The 23,214-nt window shown below is 46.9% G+C and carries 17 protein-coding genes; 6 read left to right on the top strand and 11 right to left on the bottom strand.

Annotation, left to right across the window (positions count from 1 at the left end):
- The first annotated feature begins 132 nt into the window (after positions 1–132).
- The 3 genes from MKY73_RS01050 (at position 133) to MKY73_RS01040 (ending at position 4,877) form a co-directional block, all read left to right on the top strand.
- Complete coding sequence (locus MKY73_RS01050; protein WP_339305236.1) at positions 133–1,779, top strand: AraC family transcriptional regulator; 1,647 nt, start codon at positions 133–135, stop codon at positions 1,777–1,779.
- 110 nt (positions 1,780–1,889) lie between these two features.
- Entirely contained in the window at positions 1,890–2,918 is a 1,029-nt protein-coding gene (locus MKY73_RS01045) for an ABC transporter substrate-binding protein (protein ID WP_339305235.1), read from the top strand.
- 246 nt (positions 2,919–3,164) lie between these two features.
- Positions 3,165–4,877, top strand: a complete 1,713-nt coding sequence (locus MKY73_RS01040) for an ABC transporter ATP-binding protein (protein WP_339305233.1) — start codon at positions 3,165–3,167, stop codon at positions 4,875–4,877.
- Between the two features lie 52 nt (positions 4,878–4,929).
- Here the strand turns inward: MKY73_RS01040 and MKY73_RS01035 are convergent, their stop codons facing one another.
- The 11 genes from MKY73_RS01035 to MKY73_RS00985 form a co-directional block, all read right to left on the bottom strand.
- Positions 4,930–6,510: a hypothetical protein gene (locus MKY73_RS01035; protein ID WP_339305232.1), complete on the bottom strand. Its 1,581-nt coding sequence runs from the start codon at positions 6,508–6,510 to the stop codon at positions 4,930–4,932.
- Between the two features lie 199 nt (positions 6,511–6,709).
- Entirely contained in the window at positions 6,710–7,999 is a 1,290-nt protein-coding gene (locus MKY73_RS01030; protein ID WP_339305230.1) for an ABC transporter substrate-binding protein, read from the bottom strand.
- The gene (locus MKY73_RS01025; protein WP_339305228.1) at positions 7,996–9,753 is read right to left on the bottom strand and encodes a sensor histidine kinase; all 1,758 of its coding nucleotides are present in this window, start codon (positions 9,751–9,753) and stop codon (positions 7,996–7,998) included. Before MKY73_RS01025 ends, MKY73_RS01030 begins: the two co-directional genes overlap by 4 nt.
- Positions 9,754–9,845: 92 nt before the next feature.
- A complete protein-coding gene (locus MKY73_RS01020; RefSeq protein ID WP_339305226.1) occupies positions 9,846–11,495 on the bottom strand; it encodes an ABC transporter substrate-binding protein in 1,650 nt (549 codons plus the stop codon).
- Between the two features lie 27 nt (positions 11,496–11,522).
- Positions 11,523–12,392 (bottom strand): carbohydrate ABC transporter permease, encoded by an 870-nt coding sequence (locus MKY73_RS01015; RefSeq protein ID WP_105600198.1) that lies wholly within the window; start codon positions 12,390–12,392, stop codon positions 11,523–11,525.
- A 15-nt stretch (positions 12,393–12,407) separates the two neighbouring features.
- Complete coding sequence (locus tag MKY73_RS01010) at positions 12,408–13,373, bottom strand: ABC transporter permease subunit (protein ID WP_339238325.1); 966 nt, start codon at positions 13,371–13,373, stop codon at positions 12,408–12,410.
- A gap of 237 nt (positions 13,374–13,610) precedes the next feature.
- Complete coding sequence (locus MKY73_RS01005) at positions 13,611–15,158, bottom strand: response regulator (protein ID WP_339305225.1); 1,548 nt, start codon at positions 15,156–15,158, stop codon at positions 13,611–13,613.
- 272 nt (positions 15,159–15,430) lie between these two features.
- Entirely contained in the window at positions 15,431–16,345 is a 915-nt protein-coding gene (locus MKY73_RS01000; RefSeq protein ID WP_339305224.1) for a class I SAM-dependent methyltransferase, read from the bottom strand.
- A 202-nt stretch (positions 16,346–16,547) separates the two neighbouring features.
- Positions 16,548–17,771, bottom strand: coding sequence for an MFS transporter (locus MKY73_RS00995; RefSeq protein ID WP_339308453.1), 1,224 nt, complete (start codon positions 17,769–17,771; stop codon positions 16,548–16,550).
- Between the two features lie 184 nt (positions 17,772–17,955).
- Entirely contained in the window at positions 17,956–20,019 is a 2,064-nt protein-coding gene (locus tag MKY73_RS00990) for a molybdopterin oxidoreductase family protein (RefSeq protein ID WP_339305223.1), read from the bottom strand.
- Positions 20,020–20,457: 438 nt separating this feature from the next.
- Positions 20,458–21,309: a formate/nitrite transporter family protein gene (locus MKY73_RS00985; protein ID WP_339305221.1), complete on the bottom strand. Its 852-nt coding sequence runs from the start codon at positions 21,307–21,309 to the stop codon at positions 20,458–20,460.
- 371 nt (positions 21,310–21,680) lie between these two features.
- On the opposite strand from MKY73_RS00985, the gene MKY73_RS00980 reads away from it, so the two are divergent.
- From MKY73_RS00980 to MKY73_RS00970, 3 genes are all read left to right on the top strand, one after another.
- Positions 21,681–22,082, top strand: a complete 402-nt coding sequence (locus MKY73_RS00980; protein WP_339305220.1) for a hypothetical protein — start codon at positions 21,681–21,683, stop codon at positions 22,080–22,082.
- A gap of 50 nt (positions 22,083–22,132) precedes the next feature.
- Complete coding sequence (locus tag MKY73_RS00975; RefSeq protein WP_339305218.1) at positions 22,133–22,372, top strand: hypothetical protein; 240 nt, start codon at positions 22,133–22,135, stop codon at positions 22,370–22,372.
- A 330-nt stretch (positions 22,373–22,702) separates the two neighbouring features.
- Positions 22,703–23,188, top strand: coding sequence for a hypothetical protein (locus MKY73_RS00970; protein WP_339305216.1), 486 nt, complete (start codon positions 22,703–22,705; stop codon positions 23,186–23,188).
- Positions 23,189–23,214 lie beyond the last annotated feature (26 nt).

Raw genomic sequence — 23,214 nt, 5'->3', positions numbered from 1 at the left:
AATCTGTCCATCCACGTCACTTCATTTATAGTATATACTGCATAATAGTCGAGATCCGAGAATTACGCCAGTATACAAAGGGCATGAGACGAATAATGCCCCTGCTGACTTATGTAAGGAGACAGTTATCTAATGAATATTTCCAAGCCCACGTATCATAAAAAATCGCTGTCCCGCCCCATTTCCTTGCAGAAGATTCAGTCCGTTCCCGTTGCCCTGTTCAAGCTGTGCCATCTGGTGCAGCTTCACGACCGCGAGGCATTCTCCCGTATAGACGAAATGTGGAACACACTTCATGTACTATACGTCATTACTGCGGGTCAGGCCAGGATAATTAGTGCAGAGGGAAAACTGACATTAAATGCAGGCTGTGCAGTTGTTCGGCAAGCCGGAAACCTGCTTCAGCACGAGAACAAGCGCGGCTCTCTGTCGCCAATACAGGGCATTGCTATTGCTTTTGATTTCACTGAAAATGAACAACTGTTCTGGCCTTTTGGGTTACCAGTACCCATTGTGGGTCGCAATCTCACTGACAAGGCAGTGGAGCTGGTTCAAGCCTGTTCGAAAGGAGATGATTCCAGTCCCTTCAGGCCACATATGCTTTTCTATGAGTTACTGGACATCTTGCAAGATCATGTCGCCCATTCTGCGCATGCAGATCACTTCTGGCTCGATAACGTGCTCAGACATATCCATCAGATGTATACACAACCGCTGACCCGCGAACAATTGGCACGAGATGCAAATGTGAGTCCCGAGCATTTCTCACGAGAGTTCAAGAATCATACAGGTCTTACTTTTGTTGAATATGTCACTCGTCTCAGAATCAGGATGGCTCAGGAGCATCTGTTGTTCGCGAATCCTACGCTGCAGGAAATTGCACAATTAACAGGCTACAGGGACACGTTCTATCTGAGCCGCAAATTCAAACAGATGGTTGGCTCGGCACCAACTCACTACCGGAAAATGCCCAAGAAAATTGTATCTTTGACTTACAACTATACGGCCTCACTTCTGGCACTGGGCCACACTCCCCACATGGGTGCCGTAGCCAGCTGGATGGAAGAAAAACGGGGTGAACAGGGGCATGATGGTCATGAACAATTTGAACAGCATTCCGAATATGAGCTGATTAAACATCCGGAGCTGATTGCGAATGCTCATCCTGATGTCATTATCGGCTATGCACCACATCCCGCTTCTGATGAACTACGTCTGATCGCACCGACCATTCTGATGCCCTTTGAGGAACTTGATTGGCAGGAGCAGCTTCTTCATTTGGGCAGAATCACCGGGCTTGAGTCCAATGCCCAGACGTTGTTAGATCGATATCATCAACTTGAGCAAGAGGCCAATCATGTGTTGGATCAAAGGATGGAAGGAACACGTGGATCAGCCGTTTGCATATTTTTGATTGGAGAGGATGGCGCATATATCTATGGTCATGGCTGGGGCAGAGCTTCCCATGTGCTGTATCACTCACTTGGTTTCACCCCACCCTCACGAATGGAGCAGGATGGGCAGTTACTCACGGGGTACGTTCATGTTCCGTTGTCGGAAATTCACTTGTATGCAGCAGATCACATGTTTGTCGCCTATCCTGAGGAAACGAGCGAACGAGAAATGCTGGATAATCTGCTGAATCAGGAATCTTGGGGTACCCTCTCCGCCGTTCGTGAAGGACATGTATACGAGATTGATGCCGACATGTTCTACGGATTTGATCCCTTGTCCGTTATGGAGCAGTTGCAGCATATCATGCGTCACTTCACATCATAATTGTCCATGCGATAGTGATCATAGTTGTCCATGTACAAATATCACATCTTCCTCTATGTTATTAATGAGAATAATAATCATTATTGATTATACATAGGGGGAACAAGAATATGTTTGCTGCAAAAAAACGCTTTTCCGGCTTGCTGTTTATGCTCGCCATCATTATGGTTCTGGCTGCTTGCAGCAGCGGAACAGGTTCGACTGCCACTGAACAGACATCGGCAGCAGGAACAGAATCGACGACAGCCTCTTCCGAGACGAACACGGACACGTCGTCCGGCTCGGATAATTCAAATGCTACACGCATCTACAAGTCATTAAGCGGGGATGTTGAGATCCCGGCTGAACCGAAACGGATCGTTACGGATATGTACGTAAGTGATCTGCTTGCACTGGGTGTGAAACCCGTTGGTGCTGTTCAATATTATTTGGAAAACCCGTTCTATGCGGATCAAGTGGCGGGCATAGAGAGTATTGGTGATCGGGCGGCGGTATCCATGGAGAAGGTTATTGCCTTGAACCCGGATCTGATCATTACCTACTCTGACCAGGCCAGTGAAATTGAGAGTTATCAAAAAATCGCACCTACCGTGGTCATTCCGTATGGTACATTCACCAATGTACATGACGAAATCCGGGGATTCGGAGAGCTGATGAACAAATCCGAAGCAGCCGAAGCTTGGCTGAAAACGTACGATGAACGGATTGAAGCCGCTCGCGCTAAAGTGAAAACAGTCATTAAACCGGAGGAAACCTTCTCCATCCTTGAAGTATCCGACAAGAGTTATTATGGATATGGAGACAATTTTGGTCGAGGAGGACAAGCGGTCTACCGCGCTTTGCAACTTGCCCCACTCGAGATCACCAAAAAAGAACTGATGGGTGACACCCAATGGAAAGAGATTTCGCGTGAAGTTGTTGGTGATTATGCAGGGGATCATATCTTCTTGACCGTCGGAGAGAACAATAAAAATTACCAAGGCGACTCCATCTGGAAATCCCTGCCGGCTGTGAAAAACAATCAGGTGTACGAATTGCTGGAAGACCGTTATTGGTACTTCGACCCGATTGCAAGTCAAGGTCAGGCTGAAGAATTCGCCGATATGATCGTAGAACGTGCGGAGCAAAATCGCAAATAACATAAGCATGAATACAGGTGTCCGGATAGGCTAGGGCGCGTCTGAAAACTCCGAAGGAAGCAGATTTTGCCGAATTTTCGTTCCAAGCAAGAAAGTTTTCCGCAGGCGTGCCGGGGCACGTCAAGGGAAAGTGACGCAGCAGGGGGCGAAAAGGCGGTAAAAGATGCACTTTAGCGAGTTTTGAGACACGCCCTAATCAGCCTGCTCGGGCATTTATGTCATATTGAGAATGAGGAGGACTTACATATGCTTCGCCGTTTCATGTCTTATTATCGTCCTTACAAAAGGCTCTTTATATTAGACTTCTCCTGTGCCATCGCCGCCGCGCTGCTCGAGCTGGCCTTTCCACTTGCCGTTAACCGGGTAGTTGATCAACTGCTTCCGGCTGGCAATTGGTCCATGATCTTGGCGGCATGTGTCGGGTTGCTCGGCATCTACCTGCTCAGTTCCTTTTTCCATTATGCCGTCACCTATTGGGGCCATAAGCTCGGTATTAACATCGAATCCGATATGCGTAGAGAACTGTTCACACGTGTACAGAAGCAGTCCTTCCGCTTCTTCGACAACAATAAGACCGGGCATCTGGTCTCCCGTATGACCAACGATCTGATGGATATTGGTGAGATCGCGCATCACGGACCTGAGGACTTATTCATTGCCTTCATGACACTCGCAGGGGCTTTCGGTATTATGCTGGGGATCAACTGGCAGCTCGCTGTGATGACGTTTATCATTGTGCCGCTGATGATCTACCTGTCACTGTATTTCAGTCGCAAAATGTCCAAAGCGTTCAAGCGCATGTTTGCAGATATCGCCGATTATAATGCACGGGTAGAGAACAATGTGAGCGGCATCCGTGTGGTACAGGCTTTTGCCAATGAAAAGCATGAAGTAGGCCGTTTCGTTGAGAACAACGAACGTTTCAGACTCACCAAGCTAATTACCTACCGCATTATGGCCTGGAACTCTTCACTTAGCTTCATTCTGATGAAATTTGTATCCCTGTTTGTACTGGTATGTGGAACCTGGTTTGTCATCCAAGGAAGTATGACTTACGGGGAGTTCATCGCTTTTGTAATGTTATCCAATGTATTCCTCGGACCAATCGAGAAGATTAACTCCGTCATTGAGACGTATCCCAAAGGCATCGCCGGTTTCAGACGTTATCTGGAGCTGCTTGAAGCTGTACCGGATGTAGAAGATACACCTCAGGCAAAAACAATTTCGGATGTGAAAGGCGATATTACCTTTCATAACGTCACCTTTTCTTATGGAGAACATAAACCCACGTTGTCTGAGGTCAACCTTAATGTTCAGGCAGGTCAGACAGTGGCTCTGGTTGGACCTTCGGGCGGGGGCAAAACGACGTTATGTAGTCTAATCCCGCGTTTCTACGATGTAGATGAGGGGCATATCTCTATCGATGGCATTCCCGTGAAGGACATGACGCTGGAATCACTGCGTTCCCATATCGGGATTGTGCAGCAGGATATTTTCCTGTTTGACGGAACCATTCGTGAAAATATTGCATACGGCAAACTGAATGCTTCCGATGAAGAAATCTGGCAAGCCATTCGCCGGGCCCAATTGGAAGAGCTGGTACAATCGCAGCCAGATGGACTGGATACCATGATCGGTGAACGTGGCGTAAAACTTTCCGGCGGACAGAAACAACGGTTGTCCATCGCAAGAATGATCCTGAAGAACCCGCCAATCCTCATTCTGGATGAAGCCACTTCCGCACTCGATACTGAAACGGAAGCTGCCATTCAACTGGCCTTGTCCGAACTGGCTCAGGGACGTACGACTTTGGTCATTGCGCATCGACTGGCGACCATTAGACACGCCGACCGCATCGTGGTGGTGGAGAACGGCAGCGTAGCCGAACAAGGCAGTCATGAAGAACTACTCGCACGTAAAGGCTCGTACAGTCGACTGCATCAAGCCCAGTTTGGCTAAATGCAACGACAAAACAACCTCCCCTCAGAACTAGAGGTGAAGGTTGTTTTATTTATTTCAGGTATCCTTTGGATTTCCAGAATCGCTTCGCAAATGATTCAGCAGCGTACGGTGGCTCCCCATTCAGTAGATCCTCATTCGCTTGAATGAGCACTTTGCGTCCCCGTTCCAGCAATTGAACGGCATGCAGTAACTGAGAGCCGCCAATATAATGAATTTCAAGCAACAACGGTTCTTCTTCCTCATCCTCGTTATTCTGAGCCGAGTATTCGATCAACACACTTTCCGAGCCGTCTGCATGTTGGTGCAGGGTATAATAGTATTTCTCCACCTGCGTCTCCCCTTGAGCATCCACATACTCTCTTCCAATACGTAGCATGGCTGGCTGGGGAACACCATTAGACATCTGACCTGCTTGTCGAAATGCAAAATATAACTCTCCAATCCACAGTCCGTGCCGATCATCATCATAATAATCGTCATATGGCTCCACGACAGGCAGTGCTAATAAATCATGGATCAGTTGTTGCGAAATTAAGGAACGGGCATACTGAACATTCGATACAGACTGCAACAAGGTGCTCCATCCTTGCTCGCTTAACTGCTGAATATCAGCAGGTGAGTTCTCCGAGAATACGTTCCATTCCGAATTCTCATTGTGCAGATAACGATATGCCCCTGAGATCATCCAGACAGGTTTACCCTGCTGTACGATATGTTTATCAGGAGAGTTGGAACCTTGATCTGATGGCTCCATCTTAAGCAACAATGCACAATTGTGGTCATCCTGAAAATACAGACTGCGGAAATACCCCTCCGTATGCTCATCTCCATAGACCGATACTCGGCAAAATTGCTCGTCCAACCAAAATTCATAGCTGTTCAGTAACTCATCCTCCTCTCTTACAGGCAACAAAGATGGATGAGTAAGACGCTCTATGTTCTCAGCGGTAACCCGATGATCTTCGAACCAATCCGGCACATCTGGCTCTGATTGTTCAGCATGAATGTACTTTCGGTTGATTACAGGTTGTCCTTGCTGCAGCCTCCTTAACATTTCTTCTCGCCAAGGAAACGGCTCTGTATCTTCATCAATCACACATTCAGGAACCAGTAACGTCAACATGTCAGAGCCCCGCCATGGTCCGAGATCCTCCCATTCTTCTAGTTGACGCTTCACATTACGCTGTCCTTGAACCTGAATCTTATATTGCTCGGTACTTACCAGCAATCCACCTTCTACATTCCCTCTCACTGTCAATTCTCCATGATTATAATCCCCCCAGAACATATCCTCCACATAGAGATTACCTGTAATATATATTTCCTGCCCACCCACGATCATATAGGGCGTTATGAGATTCCCAAGTACAACCAGATTGGAACTGGCCGCGTCGGAACTTGTATTTCCAATATAACGATCCACTGTCAGATTTCCGTCAACCAAGATCAAAAAAGGTCCTTCATCCAACAACAGTTCACTGATATGAAGATCGCCAGAATGTAACCATACTTCCTCGGCTTCAAATTCACCGTTGTGCGCTTCATTCTGAGTGTACATCCAACTTTTCTGAGGCAATTTCGTATGTATATCTGCAAAAGACACCTTGTGACCTATCTGATGTATGGACATATCCTGACACTCCTCATCCATTAATATATGGATAGAATCTATCTAATCTACAGATAGGACACTACCCATTTTTATTATACTAGAGGAAATCTACACCATACCATAACAAAAACCCTCATCCGAGTAGAATGAAGGTTGAGCTTGTGAACGACAACAGCTCCAAGTCTATTAAATACATATATGATCTAATCCATTTTTATCACTTTCCACCCAGAATTGCGTTTGCCCGCTCACGGAAAATTTTCGCCGCCTGCTCAGGTGTAATTTTGCCAAACAACAGCAGATCATACAACTCCCGCAGCACCGCAGTGACCTCGGGTGCACCTACAGGATCAGGCGGGTCCATCTGGCTGCTGTGATCGGCAACCCAATCAATATAATCAAACACCTGCGCCAGCTCTGGTTCAACCACCAGCTTCATCCGCTCTTTAACACGGGATGAGACAGGCACACCCCGCTCTCCTTTCAGCAACAGATTGGCATCCAAATCATTCACAAAGAAGCTGATGAACTTGGCCGCCTCCTCCTTATGTCTGGAATTGCCCGCGATGGAGAAAAACATGCCAGGCTTCAAAAACAACCCATCCTGGCTGTTTGGCCCAGGCATCGGGGATATCGTTAAGGGTTTGCCATAACGCTGAGTGGTGCTGATAAATTGGTTGGAATACCCCCAGCTAAACAAAGCCTCTCCCAGATAAAACGGGTCGTTGTCGGGTTGGCCAATGTCGGATGTCCAGATATCCGGTGCAAAAATAAGTTTCTTCTCCGCGAGCTGCTGCATCCTGCCAAAGTAATCAATAAACAATCCATCATCCTCATAACCCAACCTTCTGCCATCCTCGGCGTACAGCTTGGAACCATACTGTCTCAAGTAATACGCAAAAAACTGTTCCGGCGTGAAATAAGTTCCCAAATAAATGCCTTTCCCCAGCAATTGCTCGCCCATACGGTCAAAATCCGCCCATGTCCACGTATCCGTTGGCAATTCAATATCATTGGCCTTCAACACTTCCGGATCATAGATGCTGAGCATGGCGTTAACCCCCAAACTGAGACCATAGGTTTTGCCATTCAGACTACCACTCTCCAGCTGTTCCTTCTCAATATCTGTCGTGTCAATCAGCCCGCTCTGCATGTACGGCGTCATATCCTCCAACAGTTGCAACGAGCTGTACTGGGACAGATAGGAGATGTCCATCTGGATAATGTCGGGCAACGCATTGCCTGCTGCATGTGGGGCAAGTTTTCTCCAGTATTCGTTGAAACTGCTATAATCGTATTCAATGTTTACATGTGGGTTCAACTTCTCATACAGATCGATAACGGCGATCGTTGCATTGTTGCGAAACTCCCCACCCCACCAAGCGATTCGCAGCGTTATCGGCTCTTCGTCAACGATCATGCCTGGCCTTTGATCCAGTTGGCTCACACAGCCAGGAAGAGTCAGCAGAAGACAGATCATGCCTATGGATCGCAATAATCTTCTCATGGCCTATCCTCCTTACCTGGTGATGGGGGTGGCAGCAGCACCGTTACTCTCGTTCCAAGCCCCGGCCTGCTCTCCAGCAGAACATCATATTCTTCGCCAAAAGCCAGACGTACCCGCTCCCTGATATTCAGCAAACCAATACCTGTTCCTCTGGTCTTCACTTCGCCACGCAGCACTTGTTCCACATATTCGGGTTCCATACCGGGACCGTGATCCTCCACGATCAGGGCCAGCTTGCCACCTGAAATCTCGGCACACACTCGAATCAGACATGATCCAACCTGTGGTTCCAATCCGTATTGAATGGCATTCTCCAGTAATGGCTGTAGGGTTAACTTGGGAATGGCACATTCCAGATAAGGAGCGGGCACATCCAAGCGAAAATCCAGCCGCTGCCGAAAACGGTAGGTCTGAATGGTGATATAATGGCTGACGATCTCCAGCTCTTCGGCAAGGGTGATGATATTTTGCCTGAAGCTGATGGAGGAGCGCAGTAAATACCCGAGTGACAGCACCATACTGGAGATTTGCTCCTGCCTATTCTTTTTGGCGAGCCAATGGATTGAATCCAGCGCATTATACAGAAAGTGTGGATTGATCTGCGCCTGAAGCGCCTTAAACTCCGTTTCTTTAATGACCAGCTGGCTTGCATAATTTTCTTTGATCAATGTATTGATATGTGTAATCATCATTCGATACGTACGCTGTAATAACCCCAGTTCATCCATGTGCTGGTGTGTTGGAATGGACAGATTGGCATCCATATTCTCCAGATCCCCATACTGAACCTCCTTCATCTGACTGATGAGCTGCCTGATCGGCCTTGTCAGACTGCGTGCGAACACCATACCAAGCGCGAGGACAACCAGAATGGCGATAATATATACGACAATGAGACTATTTTTCAACCATATGATACGTTCAAAAATCTCATCATAAGAGGCCATATTATAATAAACCCAGCCGGTATAGGCGGATTTTTTCTGGGAAAGGAATATCTCCCTCCCATCCAGATTTTTGACCTCATATCCTCCACTGCCTGGAAGAGGATTCAGTCCTGCGGACACCGCATCTGGAAGCTGGCGATAAGGATAGACCACCTCACTGCCTGCTTTTAAAATAATGTCACTGTCCCGGCTATCCATGCCCGCATACTCCTCAACGAGTCGCTCAATATTAATACGCAGAAACAGTATGCCTACCGGTTCCAGGGTCATCGGTTCGTAGGCTCGCACCTGACGCACCATAACCAGCATCGGGTCATCGTCATCCGGGTACAGCCAGCGTACTGCACCATTAGCCTGCTCCGCCGCCTCAATCATCCGATCATATTTTTCAGGAGATACGGTTAGTGTTTCGCCATATTTATTCACTCTTCCCCTGGAATCAATCAGATGAACGGACTGCACATATCGTGCAGCCCCACTAATATGCTCCCATAGCCGATCTGTGATCTTCTTCCGTTCAATAAAGCTTGAATATGCGCTATCATCATCCAGCAAAGACTTCAAGGCCCTCTGAATCTGTGTATCAGAGATCATGTTTAATGATAACGCTTCCAACTTTTGAAGTTCAACATCCACTGTAGACGAGGAAAGGTTCAGAAGACGAGACGACTTATCAAACAGCTGTTTGTCATACACCGAATACGTATAGCACAAGGAACCAAACGCCAGGATGATGATAAACGCCATCATGACCATGATCATCAGAAACATTTTCATTTTGATGCTGAGTTTGCGGTAGGCTGTCATGACCAAAGCGCTCCTTTGAACCACGTGATACTACTAGGTATATCACATACAGGAAGGTTTTCCCAAAGTTTTAGCGCTCGATGTCTCACGATTTATTTGGACTGATATCGGTCATAGGCCGCCTGATGAACCTCAATCGCCCGCTCAATGTCCATGCTCTTGATGGTTTCGGTCATCTTGTCAAATTCAGTGATTGGTTTCTGTCCGCTAATGATGGCTGTCATCGTCTCATTCAAATACGTATTCACCTGGCTCATGATGGACGTACTTGTGGTTACCTCTTCTGTGGACAAGCGAATTGGTGGGAGTGTTAAGGCCGAGCTTGCTTTCATCCATTCCGCATTCGCTGCACGCTGTCCGTCGTCAAATAATAAGGCATCCAGGTAACGGCTATCCTGATTGATTGGACCGTCCATAATGGATAAGGCATAGGAAGCCAATGCCTGATCATACGTCAGACCGTTTGCATTATCAATGATGGTATCTGTGAATTTCACACCTTCTCCTTCCCGAACATAACTGTCATTTTCGATACCAAAGTTGAACAGATCACTACCCTCTTCGCTATAGTTGTAGTCCATCCACTGCACAATATATTTCAATTTATCTTCGTCTGCAGAAGCCGTAATAGCCTCACCATAACTTAGGACCTTATTCTCCAGATTAAAGGTAGCATACGAAGTTCCATCCGCAGATACGGGCCACGGTACACCGGTTAGGTTAAAGTTCGGATCGGTATCTCTCATCAGATTGAAGTATTTCCCCATACCACTGAATACACCGCCCTGATATGCGCCTGCCAGATTGCTGGTGACCTTATAGTCGAACGCTTTGCCGTCATTGGTCATGATCTCGGGATCAATCAGCCCTTCCTTGTACCACTTGGCCATGGTCTCCAGGAAATCACGGTAGCCCGGCTGAATTGGTCCGAACTCCACCTTGTCTCCATTCAACTGGAAGCCACCAATGACACCAAAGGCCGCCGCAAAATCATGGAGCTTGGTCAGATTGCCCGGTCCCCAGTTTCCGGTGAATGGCAGCTCATCTGGCTTGCCATTGCCGTTAGGGTCCTGTTCCTTGAATGCCTTGAGTACCGTATACCACTCATCGATGTTGGTAGGTACCTTGAGATTCAGTTTATCGAGCCAGTCCTGGCGCATAATCAAACCGGAAGTGGCATTCAGTTTCAACGCATCCAGCTTCAGCAGTGGGAACATATAGATCGTTCCATCGTCGAGTGCAATCTGCTTCTTCACATCCGGATCGGATTCAATGATCCGCTTCAAGTTCGGTGCATAACTGTCGATCAATTCATTCAATCGGATGATCCGGCCGTCCTTGATCATTTTTTCCGGTCCGCCAACCGCATCGGCCCAGTTATAATAAATAACGTCCGGCAGCTCTTTTGTGGAGATCAACAGATTGAATTGGTCACGTTGTTGTCCAAGCGGAGGATGTGTGAACTTCACTTGGATGCCCGTCAACTTCTCTTTTTCCTTGTAAGCGGCCATATCGCCAAAGTTGTTCAAGGAAGCCGTTAGTTTGGCGTCATTGGCGCGCCAGTAGTCAATGGTAAATGGCTCACTTGTAATCGGCAGCGGTATCTCGGTCAACGCCTGAACCGCAGGTTCTGTTCCTTCTGCTGGCTCTGCTTTACCTGGTTCATTATCCCCCGTACAGCCCGCCAGCAAAGACATGGTAAGTAATGATGACAACAGGATGGACCCCATTCTTTTTTTCACACAATTCGCCTCCATAGGATACATTTTTTATTGTTTCACAGCACCGATTAGAGCGCCCTGAACAAAATAACGTTGGATGAACGGATATACCAGCATAATCGGCAGCGTGGAGATAATAATGGTCGCATATTTGATGTTCTCTCCAATGGCGAAGCCGGTATCGGCGCCAGCACCCATGGCCTCCGTACTGCTGCTGATCAGAATATCACGCATAATAATCTGAATCGGATATAACTCCTGACTGCGTAGATAGAGCATTGGCCCGACATAATCATTCCAATGGTCAACTGCATAATACAGCATCATGACCGCCAGGATTGGCTTTGACAAAGGCAGTACGATTCGGAACAAAATCAGAAAGTCATTGGCACCATCAAGCTTCGCAGATTCGATCAGACTGATCGGAATGCCCTCAAAGTTTGTTTTCATAATGAGAAAATAGAATGTACTGATGGCACCCGGAATAATAAGCGCAAAACGGGTATCCACCATGCCCAGATTCTGAATCAGCAGAAAAGTCGGGATCATACCCCCGCCAAAAAACATCGTGAACGTAATTAATTTCATCAACGTTTTTCTGCCCATCAGATCACTGCGTGATAACCCGTAGGCTGCCAGCGAAGTCATGAGCAGATTGATGGCTGTACCCACCACAACATAGAACAAGGTGTTCATATATCCCGTATAGATGCGAGTATCCTGAAATACCGACTTGTACGCTCCCAGCTGGAAACCTTCAGGAATGAGCATCAGTGACCGGGAACGCAGCATCTGATCCGGATCACTGATGGAAGAATTGAACACGTACAGCATCGGGTAGAAGCATAAAATCATGATGACCAAGAGCAGCAGTGTATTGAATACATCAAAAACTCGTTCCCCTATAGACTGTTTCATCGCTTCACCTTCCAATTACCAGAGACTGGTTGAGTTAAGCTTTCTGCTGATCGCATTTGCGATGATGAGCAGCGCGAAATTAATGACACCGTTGAATAGCCCGATGGCTGTTGAATACGTATAGTTCCCCTCCAAAATTCCGGATCGATAAACAAAGGTGGAGATGACATCGGATGTCTCATAGGTCGGTGCCGTTTGCATCAGCAATATTTTCTGAAAATCCGCATTCATGACTGCCCCCATGCGCAGAATTAACATGATCACAATCGTTGGCATGATGCCCGGCAGTGTAATATGTAACAGCTGTCTCCAGCGGCCTGCACCGTCAATTTTGGAAGCCTCATACAACTGTGGATCAATGCCACTAAGTGCTGCCAAAAAGATAATTGAGGCCCACCCTGCCCCCTGCCATATGTTGGACAAAATGTACATCGGACGGAACATATCCTTCTCCGCCAGGAACATGATTGGCTGCAGATCGAAAAAGTCACGAATGACATTGAACAGTCCGCCATCCAGAGATGAGAACGTTTTCAACATTCCAACCACAACGACAACCGAGATGAAGTGCGGCATGTAACTGATCGTCTGCACCGTGCTTCTGAACCACTTTTTACGAACTTCGTTCAGTAACAGGGCCAGGATAATCGGAGCTGGAAAACCAAACACAATGCTGTAAAAACTCAAAATCAGCGTGTTCTTAATCAGTCGCCAGAAATAATAACTTTCGAAAAACATCGTGAAATTGTCAAATCCGACCCATTCGCCTGCCAAGATTCCTTTGATCGGGCTGTAGGATTCCTGAAATGCCATCAGCAGCCCGTACATCGGTCCATAGCTGAAAATCAGATAATAGGCTACAACAGGAACGAGCATCAGATATACGTATCTGTTGCGTACAAGCTCCTTTTTCACCGAACTCCATTTGCCAGCTGGCTTCAAACGCCCAGGTTCAATCCCCCGGCTTCGATTCAGCTCCATCCACTCAACCTCCACTCTCGATGTTCATTCATTCACTTGACACTTCTAATGATAGAATCGAGCGGCTTTTCTTCCCATGCTCATTTCCGTTAAATGCATGTTCAAAACCGAGTTCCGTCCGACAAAAAAAGACCCTGCTGCCGTTGACTGGCACACAGGGCGTAATCATAAATCAGATGTGAGTCGCATGTGGATTCGGATATACAGGACGTTATGTAGAAGCGACAGCATCGCTGTCTAGGGTACTTTTTTATACTCGGAAGGGGAGAAGCCCGTGTATTTCTTGAACATTTTGCTAAAATAAGGCCAGTTGGCACCAAAGCCCGTCTGTTCGGCAAGCGAGGATACCGTGCAGGTCCCGTCCTGCTCCAGAAGCTCCAACGCTTTGCGAATGCGGTAGCCTAACACATAGTTCGTAAATTTCTCACCGGTTTCTTTTTTGAACATTTTGCCAATGTAGTCTGGATTCATGTATATTTCTCCGGCGATGGATTGGAGCGTCAGAGTTTCGTCCCTGTAACGCTTCTCCACGATCTGCTTCACACTGCCCACCATCTGCGACTGTCTGGAGCGGTGCTGTTCGTAGCGGCGCAGCGTGATTTCCTTGGCAACGGCAAGCAGAAACTGTTGAAAAGAGTGCAGGGTGCTGGATTCAATCATACCTGGCAGCTGATCCATATACCTTTTCATCTCGGCAGAGCCGCTGAGTCGAATCATTTCCATAAATATTTGAATAAGATAGGACTTCGTTTGAGAAATATCGTATCGCAAGCTGGCAAGCATCTGAAACATCCGGTTTAGCTCTGTTCCGACTTCCTGCCAGTGTCCAGCCTTCATCGCAGTAGCCATCCGCTCTGGATCATATTCGAATTCGGGAAGAGTACGCTCCCCGGGGGAGTAGACATCCCGCTCCATAATAAGACTGCCCTCACCAAGGTAAAAACGGTAATTGAGGTAAACCAGCGTCTGCATGTACAATTGCCGCGCCTGTGGAAGATCTCCTGGTTCGCTCAGGGCAATCGTAAGATCATCATGATAATATCGGGTAAATGTGGTGCGAATCTCATCGATATTACGGAACAACTGTGTTTCAGACAACTTGTCCTCCATCATCAATAACACATGACCTCCAACCGTGGTACTTAAGATCGGATTGTGAAAAATATCCTCGGCAATGTTCTTGACCGCGAACAAATGCAAGTACTCATGATCCCCCTCAATCTCTACCAACAGCAATCGCACACGCTGATCCTGAAACTGTACATCGAATAATTCCTCGAAATACTTCCATTCCTTGACCCCATAGGTTCTGTTGGTCACCAGTTCTTTCAGGAAATATTCCTTGGCATGCGGCAGTACACGCTCCAGATTATATTGGATAGACTGCACAAAACACTCCTGATCGGTCAACTCCTGCTTCTCACTGACCAATTCACTAATAGCATCGACGAGATGTTCTTCACTACAGGGCTTGAGCAAATAATGCTTCACCCCATACTGCATGGCGGTCTTCGCATATTCAAACTCCGTAAAACCCGTGAGCATGATAAATGAAATATGCTGATACTTCTCTGCCACAGCTTCAACCAGCTGTAACCCATCCATTCCCGGCATGCGAATGTCCGAGATGATGATATCCGGGCGCTGCCGATCGATTATAGCAAGCGCTTCCAATCCATCTTGAGCAATGCCGATCAGCTCTGTTCCTAATCGCGACCAGTTCACAACACTAGCGATCCCGTCCGAGATCATAAATTCATCATCGACCAACAAAACCTTGTACATCGTATGCAGCCTCCTGCCTTTAGCCAGATCCATTCTATTATATGAGCATTATGCACAAATAGAGGGGAGCGCATGGAATGACATGGAATTGAACGATAACAAGTCTGATTTCTGAACAGTCCTGTCTCATCTCATCGTGAAAATTATTCACTAGCCGGCTATTGGAGCTGGTCCCTGTAAAGACAAAACAACCCTCACCCCGCTATAGGGTGAAGGTTAGCATCTACTATGCAAATACGGGCTATATTGGTGACCATACTTGCCGGATCGATTTATTTTTTTACTGCGTGAATGAAATGTATTGTTTCAAATGCACTTAGATGATCAATTCGATCTTGGAAAAACTGTTCCTGAATCGCCTCCGGAGTGAGATGCTCATAAATAAGCAGCCCTGCTTCATCAAGCATGGCCTCCATCTCCACATATGCATAGCCGGATTGCATGAGCTCACCACCCATTGCAGCCAATTTAACCATATTTTCAACCCGATTAAATCTCCCTTTTTCCTCAAAAAGGCGTTCATCTGCATAATCCAGAACTATAGAGCTTCCAGATGACAGGTTCGCAAACACATGACGAAACACGTTAAATAGATCATTTTTGGGCAAATAATACGAAACCCCCAAGAGACTGGCCAACGTCTTTCGTTTCTCCAAACCTTCAAGAGTCAAGCTGTCATCTGAAAGCTCTCGCGTAAAATCCATGGGTACGAAGTGAAGATTATCCGGAATAGTCAGCTTCGCCTGCTTCAGCCGCTCCTTCTTGAATTGCTGTGTAGCCGGATAATCCACTTCAATGATATCCAGCGTGTCCTCCAATTCCGGATGCCTCCAAGCAAACGTATCCATTCCGGCGCCAAGAATGACTACCTGCTTCAATCCCAACGTCACTTCATGCAAAAGTACATGCTCACAGTAAGCGGCTCGAGCCAGAGTTATTGGAGATAATTGTATCTGGGTTATCCATTTTAGAACCTTTTCCGGGTCGTCTTTGAGCTGGTGAGCCATATCCGGGTTGAAAAAATGAATGCCTTTAACCATGTTATTGCTAATATCTGAAAACTCTTGAGGAGTGATAAGGGCACTAGCGATAAAATCATTGAAAATAAGAGGTGTATCATGTTGGCAATGATAGGCTCGGCCAAAGGTCGAAATCAATGATGTGATACTGGATTCATTTTGCTTCATACTTATTCCTCCCGTACAAACAAAAATAAGATTCTCCCTGGCCAGGAGAATCTTATTATATACGGTATAATTTAATATGTAAATTATACCGTATATACATTTTTTTGTCAACCGTAGTTTACGGATGAGCAGACAGATTAAAGTGGATTTACCGTCCACTTCAACCCGTTCTTCCGCATCCTGTTCAACCCGATTGGATCTGTTACGTATCCATCCCATACTCCTTCACTTCACGATTACGGTTCAACACCGCATGCAGCACAAAACCCATTACCGCAATTGCCGCTGTGCCCGTTGCCAGCCACGCGACAGGAATAAGTCCTTGCTTGTCATACATGACCCCCATCGCATATGGGCCGATAACCCGGCCAACCGCGCCGATTCCACCCGATATCCCGATGTAAAAAGGGGCCGCCCTGCCCGCGTGCTCCGAGATAAACGCAGGGGTTGCGGGAGAAATCAGCATCTCTCCAAATGTGGCAAGTACCATGGCGAGCACCATGCCCGGATAGCTGTACATGGTAATCATGACAATGTAGGCCATGCCATAGAACACCGCACTTGCGGTCATCTGGGCCGTTGAGGTACGGGCCATGGTCCGTTTCACCCAACTGGTGAAAGGTTGGCCTACAAAGATCAGCACCCCGTTCAGGGTCCAGAGCAGACCGTACATTCTTTTTTCCATCCCCTCAGAGATGATGTACGGTGACACACCTGTGTTCCAGATGGAATTGCCGAATAACAGGAACAGCACGCCCAAGCTCATAAACAGATATAACCGGGTATTGCCCAGCAATGCCCAGACGCCCGGCCCATCGGGGACGGTTTTGCGTTTCGTCAGATGTACTTCCCCCTGATCCGGTTCAACCCGCGACAGATAATACCAGAAGAACAGCGCAAATCCGGCTGAAGTCACTCCGTTCAGTACAAAGCTGAGGTGATAGGAAAAGTCAGCCAGAAAACCACTCAGCGCCGTACCAATCGCCACCCCGATATTGTTCGCTACATAGATAATATTGAATAATTCACCGCGTCGCTCCGCAAACCGGAAGCCGATAAAAGCCTGAATTGCTGGCAGCGACAATGAACTGAACAGACCGATCCAGCCCATGGCACATATAAATATAACCCAGTACGCGCTAATCCAGGGCAACGCAAACAAACCTAACGCATTCAGCGCCAGTGATCCAATAATCAGCTTCTTCACGCCCACCCGATGGTACAGTGATCCTCCAAGCAATTGTCCGAAGATGCCACCTAGGGATTGAATAAGGATTACAAAACCCGCGTTAGCCATCGTTCGTCCTAGCTCATCAAACACATACATGGTGGTGAGCGGCCACATCAAGGCACTACCGGTTGCGTTAACCAGACTTGCCAGCAAAAAAACTCTCACTTCTTTTGGATAGGTATCCAGCCATCTCATCATCTCTAGTTCATTCTCCTTAATACGCTACAAAACGTGTTCCCATACCAAAAAAACCTTTGCCCTGACGGCATAACCAGCCAGAGCGAAGGCCTTTGGAAGTGTTACATGTATTGCTCTTTATATCCTGCTACATCCTGTCCTTTTTTCATCTTACCTCAAAAAAATCGCGCTGCAAGCACACTCATTGACGCTTCACTTCGACAGTGGCCGAGAAGAATGTAGCCCCGTTACCCATGTCCGACAACCGATTGGACGTCAGCGAATTTGCCCGTTGCTTCTTGCCTTCACCATCCCACCATAAGCCTTGGCTGATGACGGTTCCCGGCAGCATGGCTTCACTTACTTTGGCGGTAAGTTCGATACGCCCACGATCATTCCATACGATCACTGCATCTCCATCCTCCACGTTTCTGCGGTTAGCATCCTCAGGGTGCATTTGCAATAGAGGCATCTTTTCCAAACGCTGATGTTTGGCTGAATTGCCAAAGGTAGAGTTCAGAAAATTATGGTTCGGCGGTGATAGGAACATCAGCGGATACGTATCGGCAGGTCCAGCCGGATTCTCCCCATCATATCCTTCAATCAGAGCGCTATAGGTAGGGAGCGGCGGAAGCCCTCGCTGTTCCATTGTCTCCGAATACAACTCGATTTTGCCTGAAGGCGTAGGCAGCTGATCCAGAAATGCAGCATGTGGTGTCATATCCAGCTTCACGAATCGGTGTTCCTTCAGTCCTTCTAACGTAACTCCATTCATGTAAGGATTACCTGTATCCTGGAGTGCGTCCTTGATCATCTGTTCCGGCGTTTCTCCGAAGATGGCTGGATCGTACCCCATGGCCTGCCCAAGCAGGGAAAATAACTCCACATTGCTCTTGCTCTCCCCAATCGGTGCAATCACCGGCTCTTGCAGATGAACATACTGATGCCAATAGGAGGCATACAGATCCGTCGCTTCAAATGAAGAGGTGGCCGGCAACAAGATATCTGCATATTTTGCCGTATCCGTCATGAACAGATCATGCACAACCGTGAACAGATCTTCCCTTGCAAAACCTCGCTCCACTCGTTCGGTATCCGGTGCCACCACCAGTGGGTTGCTGCAGTAGACCATCATGGCCCGGATCGGCTGCTCCGCTTCCAGCAGCGCTTCACCAATCCGGTTCATGTTCACCACTCGCGGCTCCGGATTCTGCCGCAGTTCCGGACGTTCCAGCGCGTCGCTATTCGTGCTCGCGTAGCTGTTGGTACGCACGGCACCGCCGCCTTGCTTCAGCCATTGCCCTGTAATGGCAGGCAGACAAGCTACGCTGCGCACGTTCATGCCCCCATTATCATGGTGCTGGAGGCCATTGCCGATGTGAATATGGGCTGCCTTTGCGTTGCCATACCGTTCAGCCAGCTTCACAATGGTCTCCTCCGGTACACCAGTAATGCGCGCAACGCGTTCAGGGGTGTAACTGCGGACATGATCACGTAGTGCCTCGTGTCCTACTGTATACTTTTGCATAAATGCTTCATCCGTCAGTCCCCGTTCAAACAGCACATGCATCAATCCCAGCGCCAGTGCGCTGTCTGTGCCCGGGTACAGCGGAATAAACCAGTCGCCCCATTGAGCGGTACGATTGCGATGAACGTCGATTACGACGATCTGGGCGCCCTTCTTGCGGGCTTTCTCCGCCAAAACGACCTGGTGCATATTTGTACTGACGATATTGCCGCCCCACACCAGGATGAGATCCGCATGCTCCGTATCTTCCGGCACCGTTCCATGGTTAGCGCCCATCGTATATTTCCAGCCCGTATTTCCGGCCGCATTACAGATCGTCTGCTCCAGCACACTTGCACCTAGTGCATTGAAGAAACGTCGATCCATGCCGTCTACGCCGAGAATGCCCATGTTACCGTAAAAGCTGTAGGGCAGGATGCTCTCCGATCCGTAGGTCTCGGACAATGCAGTGAACTTGGTCGTAATCTCCCTGATTGCTTCATCCCAACTGATTCGTTCGAACTTGCCTTCACCCTTTGCGCCAACACGTCTCATCGGATATTGTAGACGCTCGGGGTGATACACCCGCTCCGTCATATTTCTAACTTTATTACAAATGGCACCCTTGGTTATCGGATGGTCCGGATTGCCTGCCACCTTCACAATTTTACCGTTCTCTTTATGTAGTAACAGACCACAAGTGTCTGGACAATCGAGCGGGCATACCGCTGCAAATACCCCATTCTCCTGATCGATCATCGTATGGCTCCCCCTCTTCAAAAGCTATCCCTATATCATATCTTCTTCGAGGTTATCACGTAAAGAGAACAGTATTTTTTGCTTCATATTCACCGCTATAGCGGATTCAAAATATTTTTAAAAAAATGTTATGCCAATTGATTCAACTTCAGAATTCAGGGGTAAATTAAAAACAAGGCATTAGGCTAGTGTTTCCCCACTTCCTCCTCATGCCATATCATGGACCACTCCCGAAATTCGCCATGAACAGGTTTCGTTCCCCCGAACCTTTTCATGGCGAATTTATTTTGCGTTAAAATCGAACAAAGACACCACAAAAAAGACTCCGACCTGCTCCATCACAGCATCTTTGCCATGAAACGGAGCAAGATCAGAATCTTCTTCACTTCTAAGTGATATGAAGCACGAGTATCGGTCGTGCATTGTAATGTTATTCCGCTACGCCTGCTTGCTCAACATCACTCTAGCCTCCGTCTCCACAGGTTCAATTGACGTCGCTACCTCTGGTTTCACTTTAGGCTCAGCTTGGCGCAGGTACACCACCCAATAGGCTGCAGCTACAAACAGAGCACCTCCAGTCAGATTTCCAAGCCATACCGGAATGAAATTCATCACATATTGTCCCCACGAATAATGCCCTTCGAAGATTGCCGCCGGAATGAGGAACATATTGGCCACAACGTGCTGGAATCCAATAGCCACAAACGCCATCGTTGGAAACCAAATGCCCAGTACCTTGCCACTCATCGTATCCGAAGCATAAGATAGCCACACGGCCAACGCGACCAGCCAGTTACAGCCGATACCGGAGATAAAAGCCTGCAGGAATCCGTCATGCAACTTGTGACCAGCCATATCCACCACTTTAGCCAGATATACACCCTCTCCAGTCAGACCAAGCACATGTCCAAACGCGTACGCGACAAACAAAGCTCCAACAAAGTTACCAATCGTCACTAATGTTAGATTTTTCACCATGCTGCCTAACGACAGTTTACGTGCAATCGTCGCGAGTGGAACTGCCATCATATTACCTGTCAGCAGCTCTCCACCACCTATGAGTACCAAGATTAATCCTACCGGGAACACTGCTGCTCCAATCAGATTGACCAGACTCCCCCACTCTGCCGGCGCAGATGCAATCACCCGGATATCCAGCAGAAAACCCAGCGCAATAAAAGCCCCTGCCAGGAAACTAAGCACCAATACAGAAGACACCGGATATTGAGCCTTCTTCATGCCTGTTTGCGCCGTATATTGTGCAACCTCAAGAGGTGTTTTTGCTGCCATATCATTCATCCTCTCCTTCATTGTTCATGAACAAATTCATTTCATGGGTTTTGTTGATAAGTTCATTGTAACGTGAAGATATCGGCAGGTTTGTTACTTTTATCACAAAGTATGGAGGTGAACTCTTCATGGTTGAATTTTTGATATAAAATAAGAGATTTAAATGGAGAAATATTTATTTTTTGTACATTTATGTTACAATTACTATGTATGTCCAATACAGATAAGGAGATCTACTATATATGAAAAAGTATTTTTATTATCAATTTTGTCCTTATTACTAGCCGTATCCGTATCTGCCGCCTCTGCTTCATCCGATCAAAAAACCGACCCTCTTTTTGAGAATGCTTTGGGTGGGAAGACTGAAGACTGTGTCCACTAATTTAAATGTCGCAGGAGGATTTAGTCACGTCAAAGTCTATATTAACAACTCTGGGCAACATACAATTAGAGCAGTAATGGTACATAATGATTCAAGAGAAGAATACATTAGTAAATATATAGCTCCCGGTGATACTCTGGATTGGAGGAGCTTCACAGATACTCCACAAGGAGTTAAGAGCGGCAAATACACGATAACTTATCGTGCTAGTGGAAACAACATGAGTGGAGAAGCTTGGGGGATATCTGCTAAAAATAATAATGAGCTACAGGCCGCATCCGTATCTGCCGCAGCTGCTTCATTCGATCTAAAGACGGATGGTATTCCAAACATTGCTCAACCGGCAACTTCGGTTCCATACAATACTTCTCCAATTTTAATACGGGGTTAGCTGGTCAAGCTATTAAAACCGATTTTTATGTTCGGGGTGGCTATAGCCATATGAATATCTTGGTCAACAATACTGAAAAATCAACAATGACCGCCACCATGAAACACTCTTCTGGCAAAGTATATATTGAAGATTCCATTCCTGCCGGTGGCACTTTGGATTGGGGAAGCTATAACGATTACCCCCAGGGCGTTAGAGGCGGAAATTTTGAGGTCTCCTATCGTGCTGGGGGAGACAACATAAGCGGACAAGTTTGGGGAACATCTGCTGAGAACAATAATAAGCTATAAAATGTGTACTCAAAATATCAAACTGCAACTTCATTCACATCAAAAAGCTGGAGATTGATCGTCAGTTTTTGAGATAAATGATCTATAACTTTCACCTACTTGAAACTGATGCCGTTTCTTTAACCTCTCAACACTCTCCACTCTGCTGATGCAGACGTAATATCCAAAATATTCAGCCTAAAGATGTAGTAATTATCCTTTTCTCCAATAAGTAATGTAAATAATATTTTTTATTGAATATAAAGGAATTATATTGGTAATATATTGATTTTTTTATATATTTATAGTATAATAGTGTATTTACATTATACATAAGGAGATGTACCCTAAATGAAAAAAGCTCTTTTATTATCCATCTTATCCTTGTCACTGGCCGCATCCGTATCTGCCGTCTCTGCTTCATTCGATCAAAAAACGGACAGAATTCCAAACGTTAATCAACCCGTAACTCCGATTACTGTAGAAGAACCTGACCAAATCATTACGCCAATGGCAATAGACCCGCTTTTTAATACGGTTTTGGGTGGTACTAATGCCCTCTCGAAATTTAATGTTCAGGCAGGCTATGGACATGTTAAAATCTTTGTCAAGAACACAGGAACAAAAACAATCACAGTAACAATGAAACACATCTCTTCTGACAAATATTATATTGAAGATTCCGTTCCTGCTGGAGGCACTTTGGATTGGAGAAGCTATACCGATTTCCCTCAAGGCGTTAGAGGTGGACAGTATGAGGTCTCCTATCGAGCAGGTGGAGACCTCATGAGCGGACAAGCTTGGGGAACATCTGCTGAAAATACCAATGAGCTATAAAATCTATAGGTTCGAAGAATGAAAAA

It is taken from the genome of Paenibacillus sp. FSL R5-0519, from assembly GCF_037974275.1.
In the GTDB taxonomy this organism is placed as follows: domain Bacteria; phylum Bacillota; class Bacilli; order Paenibacillales; family Paenibacillaceae; genus Paenibacillus.
This window is presented reverse-complemented; position numbering and strand designations above follow the sequence as displayed.